26 protein-coding genes are annotated in these 26,878 nt (G+C 68.4%); 14 read left to right on the top strand and 12 right to left on the bottom strand.

Annotation, left to right across the window (positions count from 1 at the left end):
* Positions 1–73: 73 nt before the first annotated feature.
* The 7 genes from AVKW3434_RS19105 to AVKW3434_RS19075 all read left to right on the top strand — a co-directional run bounded on the left by AVKW3434_RS19105 (position 74) and on the right by AVKW3434_RS19075 (position 9,755).
* Positions 74–1,675 carry an ABC transporter ATP-binding protein gene (locus tag AVKW3434_RS19105; RefSeq protein ID WP_284407079.1) on the top strand — a complete coding sequence of 534 codons (1,602 nt, stop codon included), beginning with the start codon at positions 74–76 and terminating at the stop codon, positions 1,673–1,675.
* Positions 1,662–2,735, top strand: a complete 1,074-nt coding sequence (locus AVKW3434_RS19100) for an ABC transporter permease (protein WP_284407077.1) — start codon at positions 1,662–1,664, stop codon at positions 2,733–2,735. The genes AVKW3434_RS19105 and AVKW3434_RS19100 overlap by 14 nt, the downstream gene beginning before the upstream one ends.
* A complete protein-coding gene (locus AVKW3434_RS19095; protein WP_284396176.1) occupies positions 2,736–3,656 on the top strand; it encodes an ABC transporter permease in 921 nt (306 codons plus the stop codon). It abuts the gene before it with no gap.
* Positions 3,657–3,745: 89 nt separating this feature from the next.
* Positions 3,746–4,912, top strand: a complete 1,167-nt coding sequence (locus AVKW3434_RS19090; RefSeq protein ID WP_284407076.1) for a BMP family ABC transporter substrate-binding protein — start codon at positions 3,746–3,748, stop codon at positions 4,910–4,912.
* A 155-nt stretch (positions 4,913–5,067) separates the two neighbouring features.
* Positions 5,068–6,123, top strand: coding sequence for an adenosine deaminase (locus AVKW3434_RS19085; RefSeq protein ID WP_284407075.1), 1,056 nt, complete (start codon positions 5,068–5,070; stop codon positions 6,121–6,123).
* A 107-nt stretch (positions 6,124–6,230) separates the two neighbouring features.
* Positions 6,231–8,693 carry a penicillin acylase family protein gene (locus AVKW3434_RS19080; RefSeq protein ID WP_284407074.1) on the top strand — a complete coding sequence of 821 codons (2,463 nt, stop codon included), beginning with the start codon at positions 6,231–6,233 and terminating at the stop codon, positions 8,691–8,693.
* Between the two features lie 60 nt (positions 8,694–8,753).
* A complete protein-coding gene (locus AVKW3434_RS19075) occupies positions 8,754–9,755 on the top strand; it encodes a 2-hydroxyacid dehydrogenase (RefSeq protein WP_284396164.1) in 1,002 nt (333 codons plus the stop codon).
* A gap of 40 nt (positions 9,756–9,795) precedes the next feature.
* Here the strand turns inward: AVKW3434_RS19075 and kynA are convergent, their stop codons facing one another.
* Genes kynA through kynB form a run of 3 tightly spaced genes read right to left on the bottom strand, consistent with a single transcriptional unit; the run spans position 9,796 to position 12,682 of the window.
* On the bottom strand, positions 9,796–10,683 hold the full coding sequence (kynA, locus tag AVKW3434_RS19070; RefSeq protein WP_284407073.1) for a tryptophan 2,3-dioxygenase: 888 nt from the start codon (positions 10,681–10,683) through the stop codon (positions 9,796–9,798).
* A 3-nt stretch (positions 10,684–10,686) separates the two neighbouring features.
* A complete protein-coding gene (kynU, locus tag AVKW3434_RS19065; protein ID WP_284407072.1) occupies positions 10,687–11,994 on the bottom strand; it encodes a kynureninase in 1,308 nt (435 codons plus the stop codon).
* A gap of 46 nt (positions 11,995–12,040) precedes the next feature.
* Positions 12,041–12,682: an arylformamidase gene (gene kynB, locus AVKW3434_RS19060; protein ID WP_284407071.1), complete on the bottom strand. Its 642-nt coding sequence runs from the start codon at positions 12,680–12,682 to the stop codon at positions 12,041–12,043.
* Positions 12,683–12,786: 104 nt separating this feature from the next.
* Between kynB and AVKW3434_RS19055 the strand changes: the two genes are divergently transcribed.
* Positions 12,787–13,263, top strand: coding sequence for an Lrp/AsnC family transcriptional regulator (locus AVKW3434_RS19055; RefSeq protein WP_272551503.1), 477 nt, complete (start codon positions 12,787–12,789; stop codon positions 13,261–13,263).
* Between the two features lie 41 nt (positions 13,264–13,304).
* Here AVKW3434_RS19055 and AVKW3434_RS19050 read toward each other — a convergent pair whose 3' ends face one another.
* Positions 13,305–13,628, bottom strand: coding sequence for a YkgJ family cysteine cluster protein (locus tag AVKW3434_RS19050; RefSeq protein WP_284407070.1), 324 nt, complete (start codon positions 13,626–13,628; stop codon positions 13,305–13,307).
* 152 nt (positions 13,629–13,780) lie between these two features.
* Here AVKW3434_RS19050 and AVKW3434_RS19045 point away from each other — a divergent pair, with 152 nt between their 5' ends.
* Genes AVKW3434_RS19045 through AVKW3434_RS19035 form a run of 3 tightly spaced genes read left to right on the top strand, consistent with a single transcriptional unit; the run spans position 13,781 to position 16,222 of the window.
* Positions 13,781–14,095: a FeoA family protein gene (locus AVKW3434_RS19045; RefSeq protein WP_284407069.1), complete on the top strand. Its 315-nt coding sequence runs from the start codon at positions 13,781–13,783 to the stop codon at positions 14,093–14,095.
* Positions 14,092–15,978: a ferrous iron transporter B gene (gene feoB, locus AVKW3434_RS19040; RefSeq protein WP_284407068.1), complete on the top strand. Its 1,887-nt coding sequence runs from the start codon at positions 14,092–14,094 to the stop codon at positions 15,976–15,978. Before AVKW3434_RS19045 ends, feoB begins: the two co-directional genes overlap by 4 nt.
* Before the next feature lie 4 nt (positions 15,979–15,982).
* Positions 15,983–16,222, top strand: coding sequence for a hypothetical protein (locus AVKW3434_RS19035; RefSeq protein ID WP_284407067.1), 240 nt, complete (start codon positions 15,983–15,985; stop codon positions 16,220–16,222).
* 30 nt (positions 16,223–16,252) lie between these two features.
* Here the strand turns inward: AVKW3434_RS19035 and AVKW3434_RS19030 are convergent, their stop codons facing one another.
* From AVKW3434_RS19030 to AVKW3434_RS19010, 5 genes are all read right to left on the bottom strand, one after another.
* Complete coding sequence (locus tag AVKW3434_RS19030; RefSeq protein ID WP_284407066.1) at positions 16,253–16,678, bottom strand: DUF4087 domain-containing protein; 426 nt, start codon at positions 16,676–16,678, stop codon at positions 16,253–16,255.
* 90 nt (positions 16,679–16,768) lie between these two features.
* Positions 16,769–17,230: a hypothetical protein gene (locus AVKW3434_RS19025; RefSeq protein ID WP_284407065.1), complete on the bottom strand. Its 462-nt coding sequence runs from the start codon at positions 17,228–17,230 to the stop codon at positions 16,769–16,771.
* Between the two features lie 81 nt (positions 17,231–17,311).
* The gene (locus AVKW3434_RS19020) at positions 17,312–17,983 is read right to left on the bottom strand and encodes an HD domain-containing protein (RefSeq protein ID WP_284407064.1); all 672 of its coding nucleotides are present in this window, start codon (positions 17,981–17,983) and stop codon (positions 17,312–17,314) included.
* A 43-nt stretch (positions 17,984–18,026) separates the two neighbouring features.
* A complete protein-coding gene (argF, locus tag AVKW3434_RS19015; RefSeq protein ID WP_272567832.1) occupies positions 18,027–18,950 on the bottom strand; it encodes an ornithine carbamoyltransferase in 924 nt (307 codons plus the stop codon).
* 10 nt (positions 18,951–18,960) lie between these two features.
* On the bottom strand, positions 18,961–20,157 hold the full coding sequence (locus AVKW3434_RS19010; protein ID WP_284407063.1) for an aspartate aminotransferase family protein: 1,197 nt from the start codon (positions 20,155–20,157) through the stop codon (positions 18,961–18,963).
* A 254-nt stretch (positions 20,158–20,411) separates the two neighbouring features.
* Here AVKW3434_RS19010 and AVKW3434_RS19005 point away from each other — a divergent pair, with 254 nt between their 5' ends.
* Positions 20,412–20,744 (top strand): DUF3579 domain-containing protein, encoded by a 333-nt coding sequence (locus AVKW3434_RS19005; protein ID WP_272567835.1) that lies wholly within the window; start codon positions 20,412–20,414, stop codon positions 20,742–20,744.
* Positions 20,745–20,996: 252 nt separating this feature from the next.
* Here AVKW3434_RS19005 and mqo read toward each other — a convergent pair whose 3' ends face one another.
* Positions 20,997–22,706 carry a malate dehydrogenase (quinone) gene (gene mqo, locus AVKW3434_RS19000; RefSeq protein ID WP_284407062.1) on the bottom strand — a complete coding sequence of 570 codons (1,710 nt, stop codon included), beginning with the start codon at positions 22,704–22,706 and terminating at the stop codon, positions 20,997–20,999.
* A gap of 306 nt (positions 22,707–23,012) precedes the next feature.
* On the bottom strand, positions 23,013–23,312 hold the full coding sequence (gene rpsT, locus AVKW3434_RS18995) for a 30S ribosomal protein S20 (protein ID WP_272551520.1): 300 nt from the start codon (positions 23,310–23,312) through the stop codon (positions 23,013–23,015).
* Positions 23,313–23,492: 180 nt separating this feature from the next.
* On the opposite strand from rpsT, the gene murJ reads away from it, so the two are divergent.
* On the top strand, positions 23,493–25,058 hold the full coding sequence (gene murJ, locus AVKW3434_RS18990; RefSeq protein WP_284407061.1) for a murein biosynthesis integral membrane protein MurJ: 1,566 nt from the start codon (positions 23,493–23,495) through the stop codon (positions 25,056–25,058).
* 73 nt (positions 25,059–25,131) lie between these two features.
* Entirely contained in the window at positions 25,132–25,986 is an 855-nt protein-coding gene (locus tag AVKW3434_RS18985) for a SirB1 family protein (protein ID WP_284396124.1), read from the top strand.
* A 46-nt stretch (positions 25,987–26,032) separates the two neighbouring features.
* Here the strand turns inward: AVKW3434_RS18985 and queF are convergent, their stop codons facing one another.
* Positions 26,033–26,878 carry an NADPH-dependent 7-cyano-7-deazaguanine reductase QueF gene (queF, locus tag AVKW3434_RS18980; protein WP_284407060.1) on the bottom strand — a complete coding sequence of 282 codons (846 nt, stop codon included), beginning with the start codon at positions 26,876–26,878 and terminating at the stop codon, positions 26,033–26,035.

Genomic DNA, 26,878 nt, shown 5'->3' with positions numbered 1-26,878 from the left:
ACGCATGAAGGACGTGCGCAGCATTCCGGTTTCGTGCCCAACCCCCTTTGAAAATCAAGAGACAATCGCCCGCATGAATTCCTCCCACACCTCCCCCGCCGCCGCGGCGCCGGTGCCGCGCCTGCAGCTGGCGGGCATCACGAAGCGCTATCCGGCCGTGGTGGCCAACAGCGGCGTGTCCCTCACGGTGCAGCCCGGCGAGATCCACGCCGTGCTGGGCGAGAACGGCGCAGGCAAGTCCACGCTGATGAAGATCATCTACGGCGCGGTCAAGCCCGACGAGGGCACCCTGCACTTCAACGGCCAGCCGGTGGCGGTGCGCAATCCGCAGGAGGCGAGAGCGCTGGGCATCGCCATGGTGTTCCAGCATTTCAGCCTGTTCGACACCCTCACCGTGGCCGAGAACGTGTGGCTGGGCCTGGACAAGCGGCTGCAGCTGGTCGAGGTCACGCGCCGCATCGCCGCCACCGCGGCCGAGTACGGGCTGGACATCGACCCGCTGCGCCCCGTGCACACCCTGAGCGTGGGCGAGATGCAGCGTGTGGAGATCATCCGGGCGCTGCTCACCCAGCCGCAGCTGCTGATCCTGGACGAGCCCACGTCGGTGCTCACGCCCCAGGCGGTCGAAAAGCTCTTCGTGGTGCTGCGCCAGCTCGCCAGCCAGGGCTGCAGCATCCTCTACATCAGCCACAAGCTGCACGAGATCCGCGCGCTGTGCACCGCCTGCACGGTGCTGCGCGGCGGCAAGGTGACGGGCGTGTGCAACCCGGCCGAAGAGTCGAACGCCTCGCTGTCGCGCCTGATGATCGGTGCCGAGCCGCCGGCGCTCACCCACCGCCCCGCGCACCTGGGCGAGACGGTGCTGCGCGTGCAGGGCCTGTCGCTGCCGCGCATGGACCCGTTCGGCGTCGATCTCATCGACCTCGGCTTCGAGGTGCGGGCGGGCGAGGTGCTGGGCATCGCCGGCGTCTCCGGCAACGGCCAGAAGGAATTGCTCTATGCCTTGTCGGGCGAGGACACGCGCGCCCAGCCCGCGATGGTGCAGGTGGCCGGCCAGGCCGCCGGGCGCATGAACCCGCGCCGCCGCCGCGCGCTGGGCCTGCATTTCGTGCCCGAGGAGCGGCTGGGCCGCGGGGCCGTGCCCACCATGGGCCTGGCGCACAACCTGCTGCTCACGCGCAGCAACTGCGTGGGGCCGGGCGGCTGGATCCGCACCGGCGCGCTGCAGGCGCATGCCCGCGCCATCATCGAACGCTTCCACGTGAAGGCGGGCGGGCCCCATGCGGCCGCGCGGTCGCTGTCGGGCGGCAACCTGCAGAAGTTCATCGTGGGCCGCGAGATCGATGCCAACCCGCGCCTGCTCATCGTCTCGCAGCCGACCTGGGGCGTGGACGTGGGCGCGGCCGCGCAGATCCGCGGCGAGATCCTGGCGCTGCGCGATGCCGGCTGCGCCGTGCTGGTGCTCAGCGAGGAGCTGGACGAGCTGTTCGAAATCTGCGACCGCCTGCACGTGGTGGCCAAGGGGCGTCTGTCGCCCTCGGTGCCGCGCGCCGAGGCCACGGTGGAGCGCATCGGCGAATGGATGAGCGGGCTCTGGCATGCCGACGTGCAGTCGCACCTCGCCCGGGCCGAAGCGGCGCGCGCGCAAACGGAGGCGGCCCATGCTCAAGCTTGAAGCCCGACCCCAGGCCTCGCGCTGGTGGACCTACGGCTCGCCGGTGCTGGCGCTGGCCGTCACCGTGCTGATCGGGCTGGCGCTGTTCGCGGCGCTGGGCAAGGACCCGGTGCGCGGGCTGCAGGTGTTCTTCTGGGAGCCCGTCAAGAACCAGTACGCCATCGGCGAGCTGATGGTCAAGGCCACGCCGCTGCTGCTGATCGCGCTGGGCTTGGCGGTGTGCTTTCGCTCCAACGTGTGGAACATCGGCGCCGAGGGGCAGTTTGTGATCGGCGCCGTCGCGGCCGGCGGCATCGCGCTGCTGGCCGACCAGACCACGGGCCCGTGGATCGTGCCCGCCATCCTGCTGGCCGGCGTGCTGGGCGGCATGGCCTGGGCCGGCATCACGGCGCTGCTGCGCGACCGGTTCAACGCCAACGAGATCCTCGTGAGCCTGATGCTGGTCTACGTGGCCACGCTGGTGCTGGGCTACCTGGTCTACGGGCCGTGGAAGGACCCCATGGGCTACAACTTCCCGCAGACCAAGACCTTCGAGCGCGTGACGCAGATCCCGCGGCTCATGCAGGGCTCGCGCGTGTCCATCGGCCTGCTGCTGGCGCTGGCCGGCGCCGCGGCGCTGTGGGTGTTCCTGTTCCGCACGCGGGCGGGCTTTGCGCAGCAGGTGGGCGGCCTGGCCCCGGCGGCGGCGCGCTACGCGGGCTTTTCCTCGCGCCGCGCGCTGTGGACGGCGCTGCTCATCTCGGGCGGCGCGGCGGGCCTGGCGGGCGCGCTGGAGGTGGCGGGGCCCATCGGCCAGCTCACGCCCTACGTGCCGGCGGGCTACGGCTTCGCGGCCATCATCGTGGCGTTCGTGGGGCGGCTGCACCCGGTGGGCATGGTGTTCTCGGCGGTGCTGATGAGCATGTTCTACATCGGCGGCGAGCTGGCGCAGTCGCGCCTGGGCCTGCCCAAGTCGCTCACGGGCGTGTTCCAGGGCCTGCTGCTGTTCACGCTGCTGGCGTGCGACACGCTCATCGCCTACCGCGTGCGGTGGGTTGGGTCCCAGGGGAGGGCCGCTTAAATGGAATCGTACGCACTGCTTCTAGGCGCCACGCTGAGCGCGGGCACCGTGCTGGCCATCGCCGCCCTGGGCCTGCTCATCAACGAGAAGGCCGGCATCGTCAACCTGGGGGCCGAGGGCATGATGCTCTGCGCGGCCATCGCGGGCTTCGCCACTGTGGTGCACACGGGCAACACCTGGCTGGGCTTCGCGGCCGGCATGGCGGCGGGGGCGTTCCTGGCGGCCATCTTCGGCGTGCTGGTGATCTGGCTCAACACCAACCAGTACGCCACGGGCCTGGCGCTGAGCCTGTTCGGGGTGGGCTTTTCCGCCTTCGCGGGCATCCGCTACGTGCAGGCCAAGCTGCCGGAGCTGCCCAAGTACGCCGTGCCCGGGCTGGGCGACCTGCCCATCGTCGGGCCTGCGCTGTTCCGCCAGCACCCCCTCGTGTACCTCACCATGGCGCTGGTGGCAGGGCTGGTGTGGTTCCTGTACCGCTCGCGCGCCGGCCTGGTGCTGCGCTCGGTGGGCGAGTCGCCCGAGTCGGCCCATGCGCTGGGCTACCCGGTGCGGCGCATCCGCCTGGCGGCCGTGGTGGCCGGGGGGGCGCTTTGCGGGCTGTCGGGCGCGTACATCTCCACGGTCTATACGCCGCTGTGGGTGGAGGGCATGGTGGCCGGCCGCGGCTGGATCGCGCTGGCCCTCACCACCTTCGCCACCTGGCGGCCGGCACGGGTGTTGCTTGGTGCCTACCTGTTCGGCGGCGTGACCATGCTGCAGTTCCACCTGCAGGCCACGGGCGTGCAGGTGGCCAGCCAGCTGCTGAGCATGCTGCCCTACGTGGCCACCATCGTGGTGCTGGCGCTGATCTCGCGCAACCCGGCCTGGATCCGCGTGAACATGCCGGCCTCGCTCGGCAAGCCGTTCCATCCCGGGTCGTGACCCGCACGGCCCGCGCGGTGCTGCACGGGCCCCCGATAATTTATTTTTTCGTTGCCTTTCCCCTTACTTTTTTCCTCGAAGGAACCGACATGACCGATCTGCACAAACGCTCGCTGCTCAAGGTGGCCGCGCTTTCCGCCGTGGCCGCCGCCGCCCTGGCCGGCTGCGGCAAGAAAGACGAGCCCGCGCCAGCGCCGGCCGCCGCTCCGGCGCCCGCTGCGTCCGCGCCCGCCGCGAAGGCCGAGCCTTTGAAGATCGCGTTCGCCTACGTGGGCCCGGTGGGCGACGGCGGCTGGTCCTTCGCGCACGACAACGGCCGCAAGGCGATCGAGAAGGAGTTCGGCGACAAGGTGCAGACCAGCTTCGTGGAGAGCGTGCCCGAGTCGGCCGACGCCGAGCGCGTGCTGCGCGACATGGCCTCGCAGGGCAACAAGCTGATCTTCGGCACCACGTTCGGGTACATGGAGTCGATCCAGAAGATCGCCCCCGACTTCAAGGACGTGAAGTTCGAGCACGCCACCGGCTACAAGACGGCCGAGAACGTGCGCACCTATGACAGCCGCACCTATGAGGGCGCCTACATGGCCGGCGTGATCGCCGGCGCCATGACGCAGACCAACACGCTGGGCGTCGTGGGCTCGGTGCCGATCCCCGAGGTGATCCGCAACATCAACAGCTTCACGCTGGGCGCGCAGTCGGTCAATCCCAAGATCAAGACCAAGGTGGTGTGGGTGAACGAATGGTTCAGCCCCCCGAAGGAAACCGAGGCCGCCACGTCGCTCATCAACGGTGGCGCCGACGTGCTGTTCCAGAACACCGACTCGCCCGCCGTGCTCAAGACCGCGCAGGAAAAAGGCAAGCGCGCCTTTGGCTGGGATTCCGACATGACCGCATACGGTCCGAAGGCCCACCTGGCCTCGGCCGTGATCAACTGGGGCCCTTACTACATCAAGGCCACCAAGGATGCGCTGGGCGGCACCTGGACGACCGGCCAGAGCTGGTGGGGCGTGAAGGAAGGCGCGATCAATCTCGTCTCCATCGCCGAGGACGTGCCCGCCGACACCAAGGCCAAGGTCGAGCAGGTGAAGGCCGGCCTCAAGGATGGCAGCTTCTCGATCTGGAAGGGCCCGATCGCCGACAACACCGGCAAGGAAGTGCTGGCGAAGGACGCGGTGGCCGACGACAAGTTCCTGGGCGGCGTGAACTTCTACGTGAAGGGCGTCGAAGGCACCGTGCCCGGCGGCGACAAGAAGTAAGCGATCCCGCAGCGAATCCAGGCCGGCGCGCGTACCGGCCTGGCGCGGCCTGCCTGGCCCGGGGCAGGCGCCGATGGCGGCGGGCCGCGGACAAGGCATCATTGGCCTACCGCCGCCCCGATCGGGCGCGCGGCATCCCTTTTTGGAGTCCGCCGATGTTCAAGGTCCCCCCCATTCCCGCCCAGCGCCTGCCCGCGCTGCTGCGCAGCATGCCCAAGGCGGAGCTGCACATCCACATCGAAGGCTCGCTTGAACCCGAGCTGATCTTCGCCCTGGCGCAGCGCAACGGCGTGCCACTGCCGTACGCGAGCGTGCAGGCCCTGCGCGATGCCTACGCGTTCACCGACCTGCAGAGCTTTCTCGACATCTACTACGCCGGCGCCAGCGTGCTGCTGAAAGAGCAGGACTTCTACGACATGGCCTGGGCGTACCTGCAGCGCGCCGCGGCCGACAACGTGGTGCATGCCGAAATCTTCTTCGATCCGCAGACGCACACGGCGCGCGGCGTGCCGATGGAGACCGTGATCCACGGCCTGCACCGGGCCTGCACCGATGCGCGCCAGACGCTGGGAATTTCGTCCGCTCTCATCCTGTGTTTCCTGCGCCACCTGAGCGAGGAAGACGCCCTGGCCACGCTGGAGGCGGCGCTGCCGCTGCGCGCGCATTTCATCGGCGTGGGGCTGGACAGCAGCGAAGTCGGGCACCCGCCGGAGAAGTTCGCGCGCGTGTTCGCGCGCTGCGCCGAACTGGGTCTGCGGCGCGTGGCGCATGCAGGCGAGGAGGGACCGCCGGCGTACATCTGGAGCGCGCTCGACGTGCTGAAGGCCGAGCGCATCGACCACGGCGTGCAGGCCGTGCACGATCCGGCGCTGATGCAGCGGCTGGCGCAGGAGCGCATCGCGCTCACGGTGTGCCCGCTGTCCAACCAGAAGCTGTGCGTGTTCCCCGACCTGGCCGACCACAACCTGCGCCAATTGCTCGATGCCGGGCTGGCGGCCACGGTGAACTCGGACGACCCAGCGTACTTCGGCGGCTACATCAACGACAACTTCACGCAGCTGTTCGCGGCCGATCCGCAGCTCACGGCGCGCCACGCCTACCAGCTGGCCTTCAACAGCTTCGAGGCGAGCTTCGTGCCCGAGGCCGACAAGCACGACTGGGAGCACCGGCTGAAGGTGTGCTTTCAGCAAAGCGTCGAGCAGGACTACTGACGCCCCTGTCGCCGGCAGGGGATGCGTACAGCACTGTACGCACTGCGCTTATCCTTGGGGCCCGTTCGCCGCATCCAAAAGGCGGCTCATCCCAAGGAGACAAGGCCATGAGAGAGAGATTTTGGCGCGGCAGCCTGCCGCTTTCCGTGTTGGCGCTGTCGGCGCTGGCTGCCTGTGGCGGGGGCGGCGGCGAAGGCGGCGACAACGGCCGCTACAGCGCGGAGATCCGGCGCACGGCCATGGGCGTGCCGCATATCAAGGCCTCCAACTGGGGCAATGCGGGCTTCGGATACGGCTATGCGCAGGCGCAGGACAACCTGTGCACCATGGCCGATTCGTTCGTGACCTACCGCGGCGAGCGCTCGCGCTACTTCGGGGGCGATGCGCTGCTGGTGTACGAAAGCACCATCGACCGTCCGCGCAATCTCGACTCCGATTTCTTCCACCGCCACGTGATCTCCAGCGACGTGGTGGACGCCATGGTGGCGGCCCAGCCCGACAACCTGCGCAAGATGGTGGCCGGCTTTGCCGCCGGCTACAACCGCTACCTGCGCGAGGCCCAGTCCGGCGGCACCGCCCATGCGGCCTGCCGCACGGCGGCATGGGTGCAGCCCGTCACCGCGCGGGACATCTGGCGGCGAATGTATGCGGCCAATCTGGCCGGGGGCTATAGCAACTTCGTGGCGCCGCTGGCGAATGCCACGCTGCCCAGTGCGGCCGCCAGCACGACGGCCGGGACCGCCATGCCCGCGTCGCCATCCCCCCAGAAGGTGGCGCAGTTCGATCCCGCACGCACGCAGCCGCCCCGGCTGCAGGTGGGCGGAACCGCGGGCATCGGCAGCAACATGTACGGCTTCGGCACCGCCGCCACCGGCGGGTCGAGCGGCCTGCTCTTCGGCAACCCGCACTGGTACTGGAAGGGGCCGGACCGGTTCTACCAGGCCCACCTGACCATTCCCGGCGAGCTGAACGTGAGCGGCGCGTCGTTCCTGGGCGTGCCGGTGGTGCTGATCGGCTTCAACGACAACGTGGCCTGGAGCCACACCGTCTCCACCGCGCGGCGTTTCGGCGTCTTCCAGCTGCAGCTGGCCGATGGCGACCGCACGACCTACGTGCGCGATGGCAAGGCGGTGAAGATGGCGGCCACCCCCATCACCGTGCAGGTGCGCGGCGCCTCCGGCGCGCTCACCGATGTCACGCGCACCCTCTACAAGACCGAGTACGGGCCCGTGGTGAACCTGGGCGGCCTCAACCCGGCGCTGGCCTGGAGCCAGACCACGGCCTTCGCCATGCGCGACGTCAACGGCGAGAACTTCCGCACTTTCCGCAACTGGATGCGCTGGAACCAGGCGGCCTCGCTGGACGAGTTCATCGCCATCCAGAAGCAGGAATCGGCCATTCCCTGGGTCAACACCGTGGCCGTGGGGCGCGGCAACCCGCGCGCCTGGTATGCCGACATCGGCGCCGTGCCCAACGTGTCGACCGAGCAGGTGGCCACCTGCACCACCGGCTTCGGCAAGGCGATGGCGGCGGCCCTGCCCAACGTGCCGTTCTTCGACGGCTCGCGCAGCGCCTGCGACTGGCAGACCGACAGCGACTCGGCGCAAAAGGGCACCATCGGCGCCTCGCGCATGCCCAGCCTGCTGCGCGACGATTACGTGGGCAACATGAACGACAGCTACTGGCTGGCCAACGCCAAGGCGCCGCTCACGGGCTTTCCGGCGATCTTCGGCCCGGCCGGAACGCAGGCGCAGAGCCTGCGCACGCGCATGGGCCACACCATGGCGCTGGAGCGCCTGGCCGGAACCGATGCCTACGCCGGCCAGCAGGCCACCAGCGCCATCGTGCGGCAGATGGTGCTCGACAGCCGGGTGTTCAGCGCCGAGCGCTTCAAGGAGCAGGCCCTCTCCCTGGTCTGCGTGGCGCCCCAGATCACGGTCGCGGCCGAGGGCCGGACGGTGGACGTGGCCGCCGCCTGCGCCACGCTGCGCGCCTGGAACAACACCGGCAACGCCACGGCGCGGGGCTCGCATGTGTGGGACGAGTTCTGGAACCGCGTGAAGGTGCCGGCCGCTCAGCTCTATGCCGTGCCGTTCAGCGCCGCCGACCCGCTGAACACGCCGCGCGAGCTGCGCGCCAGCGCTGCCGATGCGCTGCGGCAGGCCTTCGGTGCCGCCGTGCTGAGCGTGCAGCGCAGCGGCTTCGCGCTGGATGCGCCGCGCGGCGACGTGCTGTTCGCCACGCGCGGCGGCAGCAAGATCGCGCTTTACGGCGGCTGCGGCGATCCGGGCTACTTCACCATCAACTGCTCGGAAAACCCGATCGAGCAGGGCGGCTACAGCATGGACGGGCAGCCGCACGGCAACAGCTACATGCAGGTGGTGGGTTTTCCGGCCGGCGGGGTGGAGGCGCACACGTTCCTCACCTATTCGCTGTCGGACGATCCGGCCTCCAGCCGCAACGGCGACTACACCCGGGCCTACGGGGCCAAGCAGTGGCTGCGCCTGCCGTTCTCGGAATCGGAGATCACGTCGAGCGCGGGCTACAGCACCGTCACCGTGAGGGAATGATCGGCCGCGCGCGCCGGGGGTGACGCAACCCGGTGGCGCGCCCCGGTCGATTGGCGCAAAATGGGGCGGCAGCGCTTGATCCGCCTGCCCGTTCAGCTATCAATATGGAAGCATCCTGTCGTGTCCAGTCCTCGCATTCCCCTGCTTGTTCTCAACCACCTGTCCCCGCAGAGCCAGGCCCAGATTGCGGCCCTTTACGACCTGCACTACGCCCCCACGGCGGCGGACCGCACCGCGGCCATCGTCACCCAGGGCGGGCGTTTCCGGGCGGTGCTCACCATCGGCTCGCTGGGCCTGAGCGCCCAGGAGATCGAGGCCATGCCGGCGCTGGAACTCATCTGCGTGCTGGGTGCCGGCTATGAGAACGTGGACCTGGCCGCTGCCCGCGCGCGCGGCATCGTGGTGGCCTCGGGCGCCGGAACCAACGACGACTGCGTAGCCGACCACGCCTTCGGCCTGCTGATCGGCGCGGTGCGCGGCCTGCGCCCGCTCGACCGCCTGTGCCGCGAAGGCGTGTGGCGCGACGCCATCGGCCTGCCGCCCAACGTGTCGGGCAAGCGCCTGGGCATCTTCGGCCTGGGCACCATCGGCCAGAAGATCGCGCGCCGCGCCTCGGGCTTCGACATGGCCGTGGGTTACCACAACCGCAAGCCGCGCGACGGCGTGGCCTACGAGTACTTCGGCAGCCTGCTGGAACTGGCGAAATGGTGCGACGTGCTGGTGTGCGCCACGCCGGGCGGCGCGGCCACGCGCCATGCCGTCAATGCCGAGGTGCTGCAGGCGCTGGGCCCGCTGGGCTACCTGGTGAACATCGCCCGGGGCAGCGTGGTGGACACCGAGGCGCTGGCCTCGGCCCTGCGCGTGGGCGGCATCGCCGGCGCGGGGCTCGATGTCTACGAAAGCGAGCCGCACCCGCCCGAGGCGCTGATCGGGCTGGACAACGTGCTGCTCACGCCGCACGTGGCAGGCTGGTCGCCCGAGGCCGTGCAGGCCAGTGTGAACCAGTTCCTGGCCAACGCCGGCGGGCACTTCGCGGGCACCGGGGTCGTGGCGCCGGTGTGAGCCGCGGGGGCGGCCCTTCGGGGCCTGCCACCGCTTGGTTTCAAAGGTCGGTGCGCAGCTTCCAGATCTCGGGGAACAGCACCACGTCCAGCATCTTGCGCAGGTAGCTCACGCCGCCCGTGCCGCCGGTGCCGCGCTTGAAGCCGATCACGCGCTCCACCGTGGTCACGTGGCGAAAGCGCCAGAGCCGGAAGGCGTCTTCCAGGTCGGTCAGTTCTTCGCCCAGCTGGTACAGGTCCCAATGCTGCCGCGGGTTGCGGTACACCACCAGCCAGGCCTGCTCCACGGCATCGCTTTCCTCGTAGGGCTGGGTCCAGTCGCGGGCCGTGTGGCTGTCCGGCACCGGAATGCCGCGGCGCGCCAGCAGGCGCAGGGCCTCGTCGTAGAGCGAGGGCGCCTCGTAGGCGGCCTGCACCTGGGCCAGCAGGTCGGCCCGGTGCTCGTGCGGGCGGAGCATGGCGCGGTTCTTGTTGCCCAGCGCGAATTCGATGCTGCGGTACTGGTAGCTCTGGAACCCGCTGGAGCTGCCCAGGTAGGGCCGCATGGCGCTGTACTCGGGCGGCGTCATGGTGGCCAGCACGTCCCATGCGTGCACCAGCTGCTCCATGATCTTGGACACGCGCGCCAGCATCTTGAAGGCCGGCTGCAGCTCGTCCTGCGCCACCAGCGCGATGGCCGCGCGCAGCTCGTGCAGCATGAGCTTCATCCACAGCTCGCTGGTCTGGTGCTGCACGATGAACAGCATTTCATCGTGCGCCGGCGAGCGGGGGTTCTGCGCGGTGAGGATGGCATCGAGCGATAAATAGTCGCCGTAGCTCATGCTCTGGCTGAAGTCGAGCTGGGCCCGCTCTTCGTGCACGATGGATTCGGGCTTGCCGGTGGTCGCTTCGCTGCCGGCGGGCGCGGGGGATTGGGAATGGGGGCACATGGCTCAGGTCACCGCGTTGATCTGGTTGAACTCGGCGCGCTGCCACTCGGCGCCGTCGAGCACCTGGCGCAGGTGCTCCACCGCATTCCACACGTCTTCGAAGCCGATGTACAGCGGCGTGAAGCCGAAGCGCAGGATGTCCTTGTGCGGGCCCTGGCCGCCGTCGCCCTTGCGGAAGTCGCCGATCACCCCGCGCGCGATGAGCGCCTGCACGATCGCATAAGCCCCGCTGCCCTGGCCGTGAAGGCCCTGGCCTTCGTCCCGCGTGAGGCACACCTGCGAGCCGCGCCGGGCGTGTTCGCGCGGGGTCGCCAGGCCCAGGCCGTGGCCGCCGCAACGCGCTTGCACCAGCTGGATGAACAGGTCCGTCAGCGCCAGCGATTTGGCGCGCAGCGCGGCCATGCCGCCCAGCGGCTGCGCGGCATCGAACACGTCCAGGCCGCATTGCAGGGCCGACAGGCTGATGATGGGCTGGGTGCCGCACAGGTAGCGCGTGATGCCGGGCGCGGGCTGGTAGCCGGGCGTGAACTGGAACGGCGCCGCATGGCCCCACCAGCCGGACAGGGGCTGCCAGAAACGGTCGGCATGGCGCGGGTGCACCCACACGAAGGCCGGGGCACCGGGGCCGCCGTTCAGATACTTGTAGCCGCAGCCGATGGAAAAGTCGGCATCGGCGCCCTGCAGGTCGACCGGCACCGCGCCGGCGCTGTGCGCCAGGTCCCACACCGTGAGGATGCCGGCCGCATGCGCCGCCGCCGTCAGGGCCGCCATGTCGTGCATGGCGCCGGTGCGGTAGTTCACGTGGGTGAGCATCAGCACCGCCACCTCGCCGGTGAGCGAGGCGGTGATCTCCTCGGGCTCCACCAGCACCAGTTCCAGGCCGCGCTCCTTGCACAGCCCCTCGGCGATGTAGAGGTCGGTGGGGAAGTTGCTGCGCTCGCTCACCACGCGCCGGCGGCCCGGGCTCTCTTCACGGGCGATGTTGAGTGCCGCGCTCAGCACCTTGTAAAGGTTGATGGACGTGCTGTCGGTGCACACCACCTCATCGGCACCGGCGCCGATGAACGGCGCGAGCTGGTTGCCCAGGCGCTGGGGCAGGTCGAACCAGCTGGCCGTGTTCCACGAACGGATCAGGTCCGTGCCCCACTCGCGCGTCACCACGTCGGCCACACGGGCCGCCGTGGCTTGGGGCAGCACGCCGAGCGAATTGCCGTCCAGATAGATGACGCCGGGGGGAAGGTCGAAGTGCGCGCGCAGCGGGGCCAGGGGGTCCTGCGCATCGAGTGCGCGGCAGTCTTGCAAGGTCGTCATGAGAAGCTCGGGTTAATCAAAAATAATAGCAATCAGGGCAATGAAATCAACGGCATGGGCGCAATATGGCCCTGACCGGCGAGGCGTCGGCCGTGGTCAGCTTCAAGGGCAGGGCGATGAGTTCGTAGTCGCCCTCCGGCACCTCGTCGAGCACCAGGTTCTCCAGCACCCGCAGGCCGCGGCGGCGGATCACCTGGTGGCTGTCCAGCGTCTTGCTGTCGGCCGGGTCGATGCTGGCGGTGTCGATGCCCACCATCACCACGCCCAGATCCGCCAGCCGCTCGATGGTGCCGGGCGCGTAGGCGGCCAGGGCCCCGTCCCAGCGATCGACCGGCATGCGCTCGTAGGTGCGCACCAGCACCCGCGGCGGAAGGTCCTGCATGGCGTGGGCCAAGTGCGCCCATTCGATGAGCGGCCCCGCGCCGATGGCATGGATCACGCGGCAGGGGCCGATGAAGGCGTCCAGCGGCACCTCGCCGATGGAGGCACCGTCCGGGTCGTAGTGCAGCGGGGCATCGGCATGCGAGCCGACATGGGGCGACAGCGTGATGGCGCTCACGTTCACCGGGCAGCCGGGCCCGATGGTTGCGCACCACTGCTGCGTGTAGGCCGTGTCGCCGGGGAAGACTGGCGTGGCGGCATGCACCGGCGCCGAAATGTCCCACAGCCGGGGTGAATTCGTGTTCATGGCGCGCATGCTATGCGCATCGGGGGTGATTTCCCAAGGGGTTATCCTTTGCATCGGTAAAAATTGAATAATCCATTCTTTTAAATCCGAAAACAGAACAAATCATGCAGGCCGCCTCCCTCGATCGCACCGACAAGCAATTGCTCGAAGCCCTGCAGGGCAACGCCCGGCTCACCTCGGGCGAACTGGCGCAGATGGCGCACCTGTCCCAGTCGCCTTGCTGGCGCCGGGTGAAGCGGTTGGAGGACGACGGCGTCATCAGCGGCTACCACGCGGGCCTCAACCGGCGCGCGCTGGGTTTCGGGGTGATGGCGTTCGTGATGGTGGGCATCGACCACCAGACCGAGATCTCGTCCCAGGCCTTCGAGGAGGCGGTGTGCGCCATCCCCGAGGTGGTCATGTTCCACGGCATCTCGGGCCCCGAGGACTTCATGCTCGTCGTGGTCGCGAAGGACCTGGACGCCTATTCCGAGCTGCTGCAGCGCCGCCTGCACCGCCTGCCGGGCGTGCGGCACATGCACTCGTATTTTTCGCTGCAGGAGTTCAAGGGCCAGGTCGGCGGCCTGCCCGTGCCGGCGTAGCACCGGCGGCCTGCGCCGCGGCCGCTGCGATCCATCCCCAGTCAGTAGATCGCGCTGTCCGGCAACGCCGCCAAGCCATGGCGCTGGCGTGCGCGGCGGCAGACATCGCTGCCCGCCTCGAACTCTCGGCAGGGCGAGGGCCGCCATTCGTAGATGCCGCAGGCGGCGCGCACGCCGACGGTGCCGGTGAGCGCGGCGCAGCGCGGCGACGCATGGTCGGTGCCTCGCATGCGGCGCAACTGGTCGGTCACTTCCACCACCAGGCCCTGCGGCACGCTGCCGCCCGTCTCCTGCGATTCATGCACCGAGAAATCGACACGGAAACTCGCGCAGCACGCGCCGCAACTCAGGCAGGGATGGGTCATGGCAAGGCGGTGCACGTCGGGGCAAAACCGGCATTGTGCGGGCTCTCGTGCACGGGCTGGCCCGGCAGCGCATCGCATCCGGGCTGATGCGCCTCAAGCCGGCCGAAAGGATGCGGCCTAAAATGAGAACTAAACTCATTCATAACAATCCGATGAAGATGACTGAAGAATCTTCGGGCCCCGCGCTGGCCCCTGGCATCGCCCTGCCTGCTGCCACGGGCCTGGACCGGCTGCCCCGCCGCGTCGACGCCCATGTGACCGCGCTGCAGCCGGCCCGTAACGAACAGGAGCGCGCGGTGATCCAGCGCCTCATGGAAATCGGTTTCCTGCCCGGCGAGCCCGTGCGCGTGGTGGCCAGCGGCTTCCCCGGCGGCGACCCCCTGGCCGTGCGCGTGGGCCAGGCCACCTTCGCTCTGCGCCGCCACGAGGCCGCGCTGGTGCAGGTGCAGGCCGGAGCGCCCGCATGAGCGGGGCCGTTGCGTCGCCCCTGCGCATCGCGCTGCTGGGCAATCCCAACTGCGGCAAGACCGCGCTGTTCAACCTGCTCACGGGCGCCCGCCAGAAGGTCGCCAACTACGCCGGCGTGACCGTCGAGCGCAAGGAAGGCCTGCTGCACACCGCCAGCGGCCGCCGCGTGCGCGTGCTGGACCTGCCCGGCGCCTACAGCCTGAACGCCCACAGCGCCGACGAAGCCGTCACCCGCGACATCGTCACGGGCGAGCGGCCCGGCGAGGCCGTGCCCGACCTGCTGGTCTGCGTGACCGATGCCACCCACCTGCGCCTGAACCTGCGCCTGGTGCTGGAGGCCCGCGCGCTGGGGCTGCCGATGGTGCTGGTGCTCAACATGAGCGACATGGCGGCGCGCCAGCGCATCGAGATCGACCGCGCGGCCCTCTCGCGCGAACTCGGCATGCCGGTGCTGTCCACCGTGGGCGTGCGCAGCGACGGCGCGCAGGAGTTGCTGCAGTGGCTCGACACCCAGGCGCCGCAGGCACTGGCGGGCACGGCGTCCGTGCACCGGGCGGCGGGCGTGGACCTGCGCGCCCAGGTGCTGCAGCTGCACCAGGAGGTGCGCCGCATCATGGCCGCCGCCGTGCGCGAGCCCGCGGTCAGCCTGCGCAACGACGACCGCATCGATGCCGTGGTGCTCCACCCGGTGTGGGGCCTGCTGCTGCTGGCCGTGACGCTGTTCCTCATGTTCCAGGCCGTTTTCAGCTGGGCCGCGATGCCCATGGACGCCATCAAGGCCGGCGTGGACGGGCTGTCGGGCTGGATCAATGCGCACATGGCCGATGGCGTGCTGCGCAGCCTGCTCACCGACGGCATCCTGGCGGGCGCGGGCGGGGTGCTGGTGTTCCTGCCGCAAATTTTGATCCTGTTCTTCTTCATCCTGGCACTGGAAGACTCCGGCTACCTGCCGCGCGCGGCCTTCCTGCTCGACCGCGTCATGGGCACGGTGGGACTGTCGGGGCGGTCGTTCATTCCGCTGCTGTCGAGCTTTGCCTGCGCCGTGCCGGGCGTGATGGCCACGCGCTCGATCACCCACTGGCGCGACCGCCTGGTCACCATCATGATCGCGCCCCTCATGACCTGCTCCGCGCGCCTGCCGGTGTATGCGCTGCTCATCGGCGCGTTCATCCCCGAGCAGACCGTGGGCGGCGTGTTCAACCTGCAGGGGCTGGTGCTGTTCGCGCTGTACTTCGGCGGCATCGTGAGCGCCATGGCCGTGGCGGCGGTCGCCCGCCTCGCGCGCCGGGGCGCCGGCCACGCGCCGCTGCTGATGGAACTGCCCGCCTACCGCTGGCCCAGCGTGCGCAGCCTGGCACAGGGCCTGTACGAGCGCGCGCTGATCTTCATCCGCCGCGTGGGCGGCATCATCCTGGCCGTCACCATCCTGCTGTGGTTCCTCTCCACCTACCCCGCGCCGCCCGAGGGTGCCACGGGCGCGGCCATCCAGTACAGCTTCGCCGGCCGCATCGGCAGCGTGCTGGAGGTGCTGGTGGCGCCGATCGGCTTCAACTGGCAGATCGCCATCGCCCTGGTGCCCGGGATGGCCGCGCGCGAAGTGGCGGTGGGGGCGCTGGGCACCGTGTATGCCCTCTCGGCCACCGGCGAGGAAGTGGCCACCCAACTGGGCCCGCTGATCGCCCAGAGCTGGTCGCTGGCCACGGCGCTGTCGCTGCTGGCGTGGTTTGTCTTCGCGCCGCAGTGCATCTCGACCATCGCCGCCGTGCGCCGCGAGACCAACAGCTGGCGCTATCCGCTGCTGATGACCGGCTACCTGTTCGCGCTGGCGTACGCCGCCAGCTTCATCACGTATCGCCTGGCCCTGGCGCTGGGAGGAGGCTGAGCCCATGGCCCAGGAAATCATCGTCGGCGTGATCGTCGCCCTCGCCGTGGCCTACATGGTGTGGAAGTGGATGCCCGCCCGCTGGCGCGCCCGCCTGGACCGCGTGCACCCGGCGTTGGCGCAGTCAAGCAGTTGCGGGGGCTGCAGCAGCTGCGATTCGGGCGGCTGCGGAACGGGCGGCGGTGCGGTGGGCCAGGAGCAGGTCGTGCAGATGCCGGGCAGCCGTTCTTCGGTGCCGAAGTAGGGCGGGCATCGGCGGAACGCCCCCCATGTTTCATGGCTGGCGCAGAGGGTTTTCCGGCTCCTTTCCCATCAGCGCCTTGTCGCGTCGGCAGGTCTTCAGGGGCAACGCACGCCACGAGACGATTCGGGTCACTTCCTTCGTATCGGCGCGCGTGCTGCTTTCGAGGCACGCGCAACCGTATCCTGCGCTGCCCGATCCGGTTGCCACCCACCTGTTTTTGGGAAACACGGGCCAGTCACCTTCGGCTTGGTGGCCTCCCTGCATTCCCACCGTCCATTCCCCCGCTTTGTCCACGAGCGTTGCATTTCCGGGTGTCGGCTGATCGAACCAGCCACAGCGGGTGGTCGTGGCCTGTGGCGCTGCCGTTGCAACGTTGCAGGCAATCGCCAATGCAGGCATCGAAATGAAGGCTGCGATTTTTGCGTGATGCAAGCGTTGCGGCAGGCAAATGGTCATGGCGTGATGGTGATGGCAGCCCCGGTCCGGTGCGCTTTTCTGGCAAGCCATTCGAAGGAATGCTCTGGTGCGTTCGATCTCCGGACCGGCTCAGGGCCGGGCCGGCTTTCGGGCATCGAATGGAAAGCTGCTTTCCAGGATGTCGGTGCAGGCTTCGCACCGCATAAAGTAGGTCGCTCCCCGGGCCGTGATCGCGCCCCACCCCGTCCAGTTGTCGATGGAGACTTTGGCGATTCGGCCATCCTGGAATATCACCCTGGCCTGTGCGTTGCAATCGCCGGTCTGCAGTTCCTGGCTGTATGGATACTCGCTGCGGAACCGGGCATTCGCCAAAAAGAAACGCACCCTTTTCTCGTCGATCGCCAGGTGCCCGCAGTCGGCCTCCGCGCCGAAACCCTTGGCAGTGCGGTCCTGCACCACGACTGACTTGATCGGGCCGAGGCGGTATTTCTTGGGCTGGAGCGTCTTGTCGAAATCGCTCGTCGGGGAGGCGAACGAAGCGATGCCTGCGCCTGCAAAAAGGGCCGAAGCCAGGAAGTGCTTGATGGTCATTGCCGTATGGCCCTGGATGTTTCGGCTCTCATTCGGCGGTTCTCCTGTCGGGTTCGGTGGCGCCAGACGCTGTTCGAAAAATCATTCGCCGAACAGCACACCCCGCCCCAGCGCCGCAACGGCCTGCTGGAGATTGGCACGTGCCTGCGCTTCGCGTTGCGCCCTGAACCAGGGGGTCGCGTAGACGTGTGGCCGATCCATGAACGACCGCAGCACCGCGGTGCGCCCCGCCACGTAGCGCGGCCAGCGCACGAACCGGTATTCGCGCCGCACGTTGCGCTCGAATTCGCCATACACCTCGGGCGGGGCGCCCAGCACGGCGAGATCGATGTCCACCACCCAGCACGCGTCGCCCTCCAGTGGCGCATCGGGGTTGTGGCGCGTGTCCATGATGTGGCGCTCCACCGTCTGCACCAGGCCCTCGGGCAACCGCTGGGCCAGCAGGAACCGACGCGCCCATTGCGCGCTGCGTTCTTCGTTGTGTCCGCTCCAGGGCCAGTAGATCGCGTCGTGGAACCACAGGGCCAGCTCGACCGCGTGCGGCTGCTGGAGCGCCGTCGGCTGGGCAGCCTGCACGGCCTCCAGGTGCAGGAGGCAGGCGTGCAGGTGGCGGGTGTCGTGGTAGGCGCGGGGCCAGCGGCTCCAGTGGCGCAGCAGGCGTCGGCCCTCGGCGGCCCATGCGGGGCCGGCACGCTCCAGCGCGGCGCCCAGGGCCTGCCAGCGCACCAGCAGTTCACCTTGGCTGGGCTTCATGCGGCGGCGGCTGGGGCGGAGGAGGACGTGGCGATTTCGGCGATCAGCTGGTGATGCGGCCGAGCAGCAGGTATTCCATGAGTGCCTTCTGCGCATGCATGCGGTTTTCGGCCTCGTCCCACACCACGGACTGCGGGCCGTCGATGACGTCGGCCTCGACTTCCTCGCCGCGGTGGGCGGGCAGGCAGTGCATGAACAGGGCGTCCGGCTTGGCCGCCGCCATCATTTCGGCATCGACGCACCAGTCGGCAAAGGCCTTCTTGCGCTCTTCGTTCTCGGCCTCGTAGCCCATGCTGGTCCACACGTCGGTGGTCACCAGGTCGGCGCCGGCACAGGCTTCGAGTGGATTGCTATAAAACTTATAGCTATCTGCCCTAGAACCATTTGCGCCGAGGGCCAATTTCTCATTGATCTCGTAGCCGCGCGGCGTGCTCACGTGGACGGTGAAGCCCAGCAGCTCGGCCGCCTGTAGCCAGGTGTTGGCCATGTTGTTGCCATCGCCCACCCAGGCCACGGTCTTGCCCCGGATGGTGCCGCGGTGCTCGATGTACGTGAAGATGTCCGCGAGGATCTGGCAAGGGTGGAACTCGTTCGTCAGCCCGTTGATGACCGGCACGCGGGAGTGGGCGGCGAAGGCCTCGATCTTGGTCTGCTCATAGGTGCGGATCATCACCAGGTCCACCATGCGGCTGATGACCTTCGCGCTGTCCTCGATGGGCTCGGCGCGGCCCAGTTGGCTGTCGCCCGTGGTCAGGTGCACCACGCTGCCGCCCAATTGGTACATGCCGGCCTCGAAGCTCACGCGGGTGCGCGTGCTGGCCTTCTCGAAGATCATGGCCAGCGTGCGGTCGGTCAGCGGGTGGTGCTTCTCGTAGCTCTTGAATTTGCCCTTGATGACGGCCGCGCGGCTGAACAGGTAGGCGTACTCGTCGGCGGTGAGATCGTTGAATTGCAGGTAATGCTTCATAACGGAACGTTCATTCGGCGAGCAGCGCCTTGACCAGGGGAACCAGCAGGGCCACGATTTCGTCGGCCTCGGCCTGGGTGAGGATGAGCGACGGCACCATGCGGATCACGGTGTCGGCCGTCACGGACAGCAGCAGGCCGGCTTCGGCCGCGCGGCCGACCAGCGCGCCGCAGGGCTTGGTCAGTTCCACGCCGAGCATCAGGCCCTGGCCGCGGATTTCCTTCACGCCGGGCAGGCCGCCCAGCTCGCGCTCCAGCGCGGCCTTCAGGTGCGCGCCCACGACGGCGGCGTTCTGCAGCAGGCCGTCCTCTTCCATGATGCGGATGGTTTCCACGCCGGCGCGCATGGCCAGCGGGTTGCCGCCGAAGGTGGTGCCGTGGTTGCCGGGTGCGAAGATATTCGCGGCCTTGGGGCCGGCCACGACGGCGCCGATCGGCACGCCCGAGCCCAGGCCTTTGGCCAGGGGCATCACGTCCGGCACGATGCCGGCCCACTGGTGAGCGAACCACTTGCCGGTGCGGCCCATGCCGCACTGCACCTCGTCGATCATCATGAGCCAGTCGCGCTCGTCGCAGAGCTTGCGCAACTGCTGCAGGTAGTCGATGCGCATGGGGTTCACGCCGCCTTCGCCCTGGATGGTCTCGAAGAACACGGCCACCACGTTCGGGTTGCCTTCGGTGGCCTGCCGGATGGCGTCGATGTCGTTCATCGGCACGCGGATGAAGCCCTCCACCAACGGGCCGAACCCGGCCTGCACCTTGGGGTTGCCGGTGGCCGACAGCGTGGCGATCGAGCGGCCGTGGAAGGCTTTTTCATAGACCACGACCACGGGCTTGTCGATGCCCTTGTCGTGGCCGAACTTGCGGGCCAGCTTCAGCGCGGCTTCGTTGGCTTCGAGGCCCGAGTTGCAGAAGAAGACGTTGGTCATGCCCGAGCGCTCCACCAGCTGGGCGGCCAGTTGCTCCTGCAGGGGCACGTGGTAGTAGTTGGAGCTGTGGATCAGCTTGGCGATCTGCTCCTGCAGCGCGGGCACCAGCTTGGGGTGGTTGTGGCCCACCGTGTTGACCGCGATGCCGCCGAGCGCGTCGATATATTGCTTGCCGTCCACGTCCCATACGCGCACGCCCTGGCCACGTTCCAGCGCGATCGGCAGGCGGCCGTAGGTGTTCATCACGTGGGGCGAGGCGGCCGGGGCGGAAGCGGTCATGCGGAAATCTCCAGAGAAGGGCAGTGCGAAAGGGGGAGGGGGCTGAGCCGGCTCGTGGCCGGCAAAACGAAGCACGATTCTAGGGGCAGGGCTTTGCATGGCTGTTGACGATTGCGCATCACAGCCATGCGCCGTCCAGCGCCGATCCAGGGGTCTTTGGATGGGTTAGCTCTTATATAAGAGTTAGAATGCCGGCCTGTGGCGCGCCATGCGGCGATCCTGCGGCGACTTCCCCCCAACGACCCCCGATCCTGATGGTTTCCCCCACCTCCAAAGAAGTTTTCATCCAGGGCATCACCCTCGACGGGAAAACCTTCCGCCCCAGCGATTGGGCGGAGCGCCTGGCGGGGGTGATGAGCCAGTTCCGCCCCGGTGGCGCCCGTCCCGGCAGCCACCTGAGCTATTCGCCCTGGTGCGTGCCCACCACGCTCAATGGCATCAAGTGCGTGATCGTGCACCGTGACCTGCAGGGCCACGAACCCATGGCCTGGGATTTCGTCATGAATTTCGCGCGCGACAACCAGTTGCAGGTGGCCGAGGCCTGCCTTCTGCCCGACCAGGCGCCTGACACCGCCCGAAAAGGCTGACGGCGCCATGTCGCAGCGCCCCGGCGTCAGGGGCGGCCGAAAAAAATTTCAAAGGCCCCTTCGGGGTCTTTTTTCATGGGCGTCGGAAGGCGGGCTGGGGAGCGCCTTGCGATCCGCGCTTTCGACGCCCGACCCAATCCGAGCCGACCCACCGCAGATGGCCTGCGCCGCCATGGAAAAAGCCCCGCACTGCAGCGTCGCAGTAACGGGGCGATCAGGCGCGGCCGCAGCCGCGCAAGTGGGGCGCCGGCGTCAGAGCGCCTGCATTTCCTTGTTCGTCCTGGGGCCTGCGGCCTCCGGCGCCTTGGGCTGCGCGGGCGCCGCGCCGGCCGGCGTCGCCGCCGTCTTGCCCAGGGTGGCCGGCACGTCCAGGTAGGGCAGGTGCAGGGCGCTGCTGGTCATGCGGCGGATCTCGTTGGTCAGGGCAGGGTCTTCATTGAGCTTGCGGCCGTAGGAAGGAATGATCTCCTTCAGGCGCGCCTTCCAGCCGGTGTCCGTCATCTGCTGGGGGAAGGCCTTGGCCATCAGGTTCAGCATGATGTGCGGGGCGGTGGAGGCACCGGGCGATGCGCCCATCAGGGCGGCGATGGTGCCGTCCTTGTCGGACACGATCTCAGTGCCGAACTGCAGCACCGCGCCCTCCTTGGGGTCGCGCTTGATGACCTGAACGCGCTGGCCCGCGGTGATGAGCTTCCAGTCTTCGCGCTTGGCGTTCGGGAAGTAATCCTGCAGCGCGCGCTGGCGGTCGTCATCGGTCAGCTCGGCCTGTTGCAGCAGGTACTTGACCAGGTCCAGGTTGTGGATGCCCACGCGCAGCATGCCCACCAGGTTGTCGTGCGTGACGGACGAAAACAGGTCGAACCAGGAGCCCTGCTTGAGGAACTTGCTGGTGGCCAGCGCGAACGGTCCGAACAGCACGACGGGCTGGCCGTCCATGTTGCGGGCGTCCAGGTGGGGCACCGACATCGGGGGCGAGCCCGTGGCGGCCTTGCCGTAAGCCTTCACCGTGTGGCGGGCGGTCAGGGCGGCGTTCTCGATGGACAGGAACTGGCCACCGACTGGAAAGCCCGCATAGTCCTTCGATTCGGGAATGCCCGAGGCCTGCAGCAGCTGCAGCGCGGCGCCACCGGCGCCCACGAAGACGAACTTGGCCTTGACGGTCCGTTCCTTGCCGCCGTCGCCCAGGTGGGCCACGGTCACGTTCCAGGTCTTGTCGTCGTTCTGGCGCAGCGCGCGCACTTCGTTTTGCAGGTGCAGCTGGAAGTTGGGGCTCTTGCGCAGGCCCTGGACCAACTGGCTGGTCACGGCGCCGTAGTTGACGTCGGTGCCCAGGGGCATGAAGGTGGCGGCCACCTTCTGCTTGGGGTCGCGTCCTTCGATCATCAGGGGCGCCCACTTCTGGATCTGCGCCTGGTCTTCCGAGTACTCCATGCCGTAGAACAGGGGGTTCTTGATCAGGGCCTCGCGGCGCTTGCGCAGGTATTCGATGTTTTCGTCACCCCAGACGAAGCTCATGTGCGGCGTGGGGTTCACGAAGGTTTCGGGCGACTGCATGTTGCCGCGGCCGATCTGGTGCGCCCAGAACTGGCGCGACACCTCGAACTGCTCGGCGATGCCGACGGCGCGCTTGGTCTCGATCGTGCCATCGGGCAGCTCGGGCGTGTAGTTCAGTTCCGCGAAGCCCGAGTGGCCCGTGCCCGCGTTGTTCCAGCCATTGGAGCTTTCCAGCGCCACGCCGTCCAGGCGCTCGAACACCTCGATCTTCCAGTCCGGCTGCAGCTCCTGCAGGTAGGTGGCGAGCGTGGCGCTCATCACGCCCGCGCCCACCATCACGACGTCGACGGGCTGGTCGTTCTCGGCAGGAGGAACGGAGCGGGGAAAGAGCGGCCAGTACAGGAACAGGACGGCCGCAAGGATCAGCACCACAACGGCGCCGAACAACGCTTTGATCGACTTTTTCATAGATTTGGTTGGACTGATTGCAATTGAAAAAGCCTGCGCGGACTCGGCAGGCTTTCACGCTTATCAAAAATTGAAGCTCCCTGACATCGGGAATTGTCCCATTAGGTAAATACCCTGACAAACATCAAAGTTTCACGAAATCGGCCGGTGAAAATCGGGCTCACCGGCCGCAAACCCGCATGGATATTGGGTTGGCCCTGTTTCGGGCACAAAAAAACCGCCCGAAGGCGGTTCTTTCGTTTTGCTGACAGCGCACCCGTTACAAACGGCGGACGGCAGGGCCGTCCGGGCTGTTTGCCTGAAAGGTCAGGCGGCCAGGGCCAGGGTTTTCACCTTGGCGGACAGGCGGCTCTTGTCGCGAGCGGCCTTGTTCTTGTGGAAGATGCCCTTGTCGGCGATGGTGTCGACAACGGCTTGCATCTTCGCAAACAGTTCGGTGGCCTTGGTCTTGTCGCCGGCCAGGACGGCCTTCTCGACATTCTTGACCGCGGTACGGTACTTGGAGCGCAGCGAGGTGTTCGCGGCGTTCAGCTTGACGTCCTGGCGGACGCGCTTGCGGCCGGAGGCGAGACGGGGGTTCTTTTTCTTGGGCTTGGCAGATGCCATGGTAAATTTTCCTTAAGTGTCTGAGGATGATGTCAGCAAAGCCCGCGATTATAGCCCAGCGATTTGGGCGGGGCCGCAGGGCCGCTTCGGCGCAGGCGGGCGGTCCCCTTCGGCGAGGTCCGAGGGGCAGGCATTCCGCGGACCTGCGCCGGCCGCAGCGCAGCGCATACACTCGCGGCCGTGTCCCTGTTCAAAGCCGCCTCCACCGTTTCCCTGCTGACCCTGGCCTCCCGCGTGACGGGCCTGGTGCGCGATCTGCTGATGGCCTCGCTGTTCGGGGCCAACGCGCTCACCGACGCCTTCAACGTCGCTTTCCGCATTCCCAACCTGTTTCGCCGGCTGTTCGCCGAAGGGGCCTTCAGCCAGGCCTTCGTGCCCGTGCTCGCGGCGCACAAGGCCCAGCACGGCGACGAGGCCACGCGCCGGCTCATCGCCAGCGTGGCGACGGTGCTGTTCTGGGTGCTGCTGCTGACCTGCGTGCTGGGCGTGCTGGGGGCGCCGCTGCTGGTGTGGCTGCTTGCCAGCGGCCTGCGCCAGAGCGCCGGCGGGTTCGATGCTGCCGTGGTCATGACGCGCTGGATGTTCCCCTACATCGGCTTCATGTCGTTGGTGGCGCTTTCGGCCGGCGTGCTCAACACCTGGAAGCGCTTTGCCGTGCCGGCGGCCACGCCGGTGCTGCTCAACGTCTGCATGATCGCCGCCGCCTGGCTGGGCGCGCCGCAGCTGGCTGCGCGCGGCATCGAGCCCATCTATGCCATGGCCGGCGGCGTGATGCTGGGCGGCATCACGCAACTGGCGGTGCAACTGCCGGCGCTGTTCCGGTTGGGCCTGCTGCCGCGCATCGGCCTCACTCCCGGGGCCATTCGCACGGCGTGGCGCGATCCGGGCGTTCGCCGCATCCTCGCCTTGATGGGCCCGGCGTTGCTGGGGGTGGGCGTGGCGCAGATCTCGCTCATGATCAACACGCAGATCGCCTCGTACCTCGCGCCGGGCAGCGTGACCTGGCTGTTCTATGCCGACCGGCTCATGGAGTTTCCCACCTCGCTGCTGGGCGTGGCGCTGGGCGTGGTGCTGACGCCGCAGCTGGCGGCCGCCAAGGCGGCCGGCGATGCCGCCCGCTACTCGTCCATGCTCGACTGGGGGCTGCGCATCGTCGTGGTGCTGTCCGTGCCGTGCGCGGTGGGCCTGCTCACCTTTGCCGAGCCCCTGGTGGCCACGCTGTTCCACCACGGCGCGCTGCAGGACAGCGACGTCGGCCAGATCGCGCTGGCCCTGGCCGGGTACGGCGCGGGGCTGCTGGGCCTGGTGGCCATCAAGGTGCTGGCGCCCGGCTACTACGCCAGCCAGGACATCCGCACGCCGGTGCGCATCGCCATTGTGGTGCTGGTGGTCACGCAGCTCCTGAACGCCGCGCTGGTGCCGCTGATCGACCATGCGGGCCTTGCGCTGTCCATCGGCCTCGGAGCCCTGATCAATGCGCTGTGGCTGCTGATCGGCCTGCTGCGGCGTGGCACCTACCAGCCCCAGCCCGGATGGGCCCGGCTGGCGCTGCAGGTGGTGGCCGCCAGCGCCCTGCTGGCGGTGCTGCTGATGTGGGGATCGCGCCATTTCGACTGGCTGGCCCTGCGGGCGCACGAGGGGCAGCGCGCCGGGCTCCTGGCCCTGCTGATGGGCGGCGCGGCGCTGCTGTATTTCGGGGCGCTCTGGGCAGCGGGCCTCAAGCTGCGCGAACTGCTGCGCCGCTGACCGCCTTCGCGCCGGGTTTTGTCCCTTCGGAACCCCGCTTGACGCGGCCCGGCACGCCCCTTACAACTCTCCAATGGCCCTGAGCTATTCCCTTCCCACTCCGCTGGAGTACTTCGCCACGCTGGTGCGCAGCGACGACCAGTTTCCCCTGCTGGAGGCGGCGGCGTCCATCGCGCAGGACGAGTACCCCGAGCTGGACGTGCAGCAGCTGCTCGGCGACGTGGACCAGTTGCTCGCGCGGCTGCGCCGTCGGTTGCCCGCCGATGCGTCGTCGCTGCAGCGCCTGCGCTCGCTCAACCAGTTCTTCTTCGGCGACCTGGGCTTCGCGGGCAACGTCAACGATTACTACGACCCCGAGAACAGCTACCTCAATGCCGTGCTGCGCACGCGGCGGGGCATTCCGATTTCGCTGGCGCTGGTGTGGATGGAACTGGCCCAGGGGCTGGACCTGCATGCGCGCGGCGTCTCGTTTCCCGGGCACTTCATGATCAAGGTGCTGTTGCCCAAAGGGCAGGTGGTGATGGACCCGACCACGGGCCAGTCGCTGTCGCGAGAAGAGCTGTCCGAGCGGCTCGAACCCTACCGGCACCGCAGCAGCGGCCTGGTGGACGACTACGATATTCCGCTGGGCCTGTACCTGCAGGCGGCGCCGCCGCGCGACGTGATCGCGCGCATGCTGCGCAACCTCAAGGAGATCCACCGCTCGCAAAAGGACTGGGCGCGGCTGGTGGCCGTGCAGGACAGGCTCATCGTGCTGCTGCCCGACGCCTGGGGCGAGTGGCGGGACCGGGGCCTGGCCCATGCGGAGCGGGGCGACACGGCATTGGCCGTGGCCGACCTGGAGACGTACCTGGCGCGCGTGGAAGACGGGCTCGACATCGACGCCATCGCCGAGCGCGTGAGCCTGCTGCGCCGCGCCAGCAACTGAGGCGCAGCGCTGCGGCAACGGCGCCACCAGGATTCTGTTGGCCCTCTTACTGGCGCGCCGTGCGCACGTTGGGCGGCAGGGCTTGCGGGTGGCTGGTGCGCAGCGGGTTGATGTCCAGCCCGCCGCGGCGCGTGTAGCGCGCATACACCGACAGCTTGATCGGCTTGCAGCGCGTCCACACGTCCATGAAGATGCGCTCCACGCATTGCTCGTGGAATTCGTTGTGGTTGCGAAAGCTCACTAGGTACTGCAGCAGCCCGGCCTGGTCGATCTGCGGGCCGCTGTAGTGGATGCGCACGCTGCCCCAGTCCGGTTGGCCGGTCACCAGGCAGTTGCTTTTCAGAAGGTGGCTCGTGAGCGCCTCGGTCACCGGCGTCTCGGCATGGTTGGCCGACAGCAGCTCGGGGGCCGGCGTGTACTGCATGCATTCCACGTCCAGGCGGTCGAGCAGCAGGCCGTCCAGTTCCTGCACGGGCTCGCGGTCGAACAGCTCGGGCTGCAGCAGCTTCACGCCCACCGTGCCTGCGTGGGGCGCCCCGCGCCAGACGGCTTCGCTCACGTCGGCGCGAATGCGGGCCTGCACCTCGGCGGCATCCGCGAAGCGCGTGTTGTTGAAGCTGTTCAGGTAGAGCTTGAACGACTTGCTCTCGACGATGTTCGGCGTCTCGCACGGCACCGTCACATGGGCGATCGCCACCTGCGGCTTGCCGCGTGGGTTGAGCCAGGACAGCTCGAACGCCGTCCACAGGTCGGCGCCGAAGAAGGGCGGCGTGTCGCCGATGCCGATCTCCGCCCGCTTGCCGGCCCGGGGGATCGGAAAGAGCAGGGCGGCGTCGTACTGGTCCGCATAGGCGGATGCGCGACCCAGCTGCGATTGTTCGGGGGTGTTCAT

This window comes from Acidovorax sp. SUPP3434 (genome assembly GCF_030159015.1).
In the GTDB taxonomy this organism is placed as follows: domain Bacteria; phylum Pseudomonadota; class Gammaproteobacteria; order Burkholderiales; family Burkholderiaceae_C; genus Paracidovorax.
This window is presented reverse-complemented; position numbering and strand designations above follow the sequence as displayed.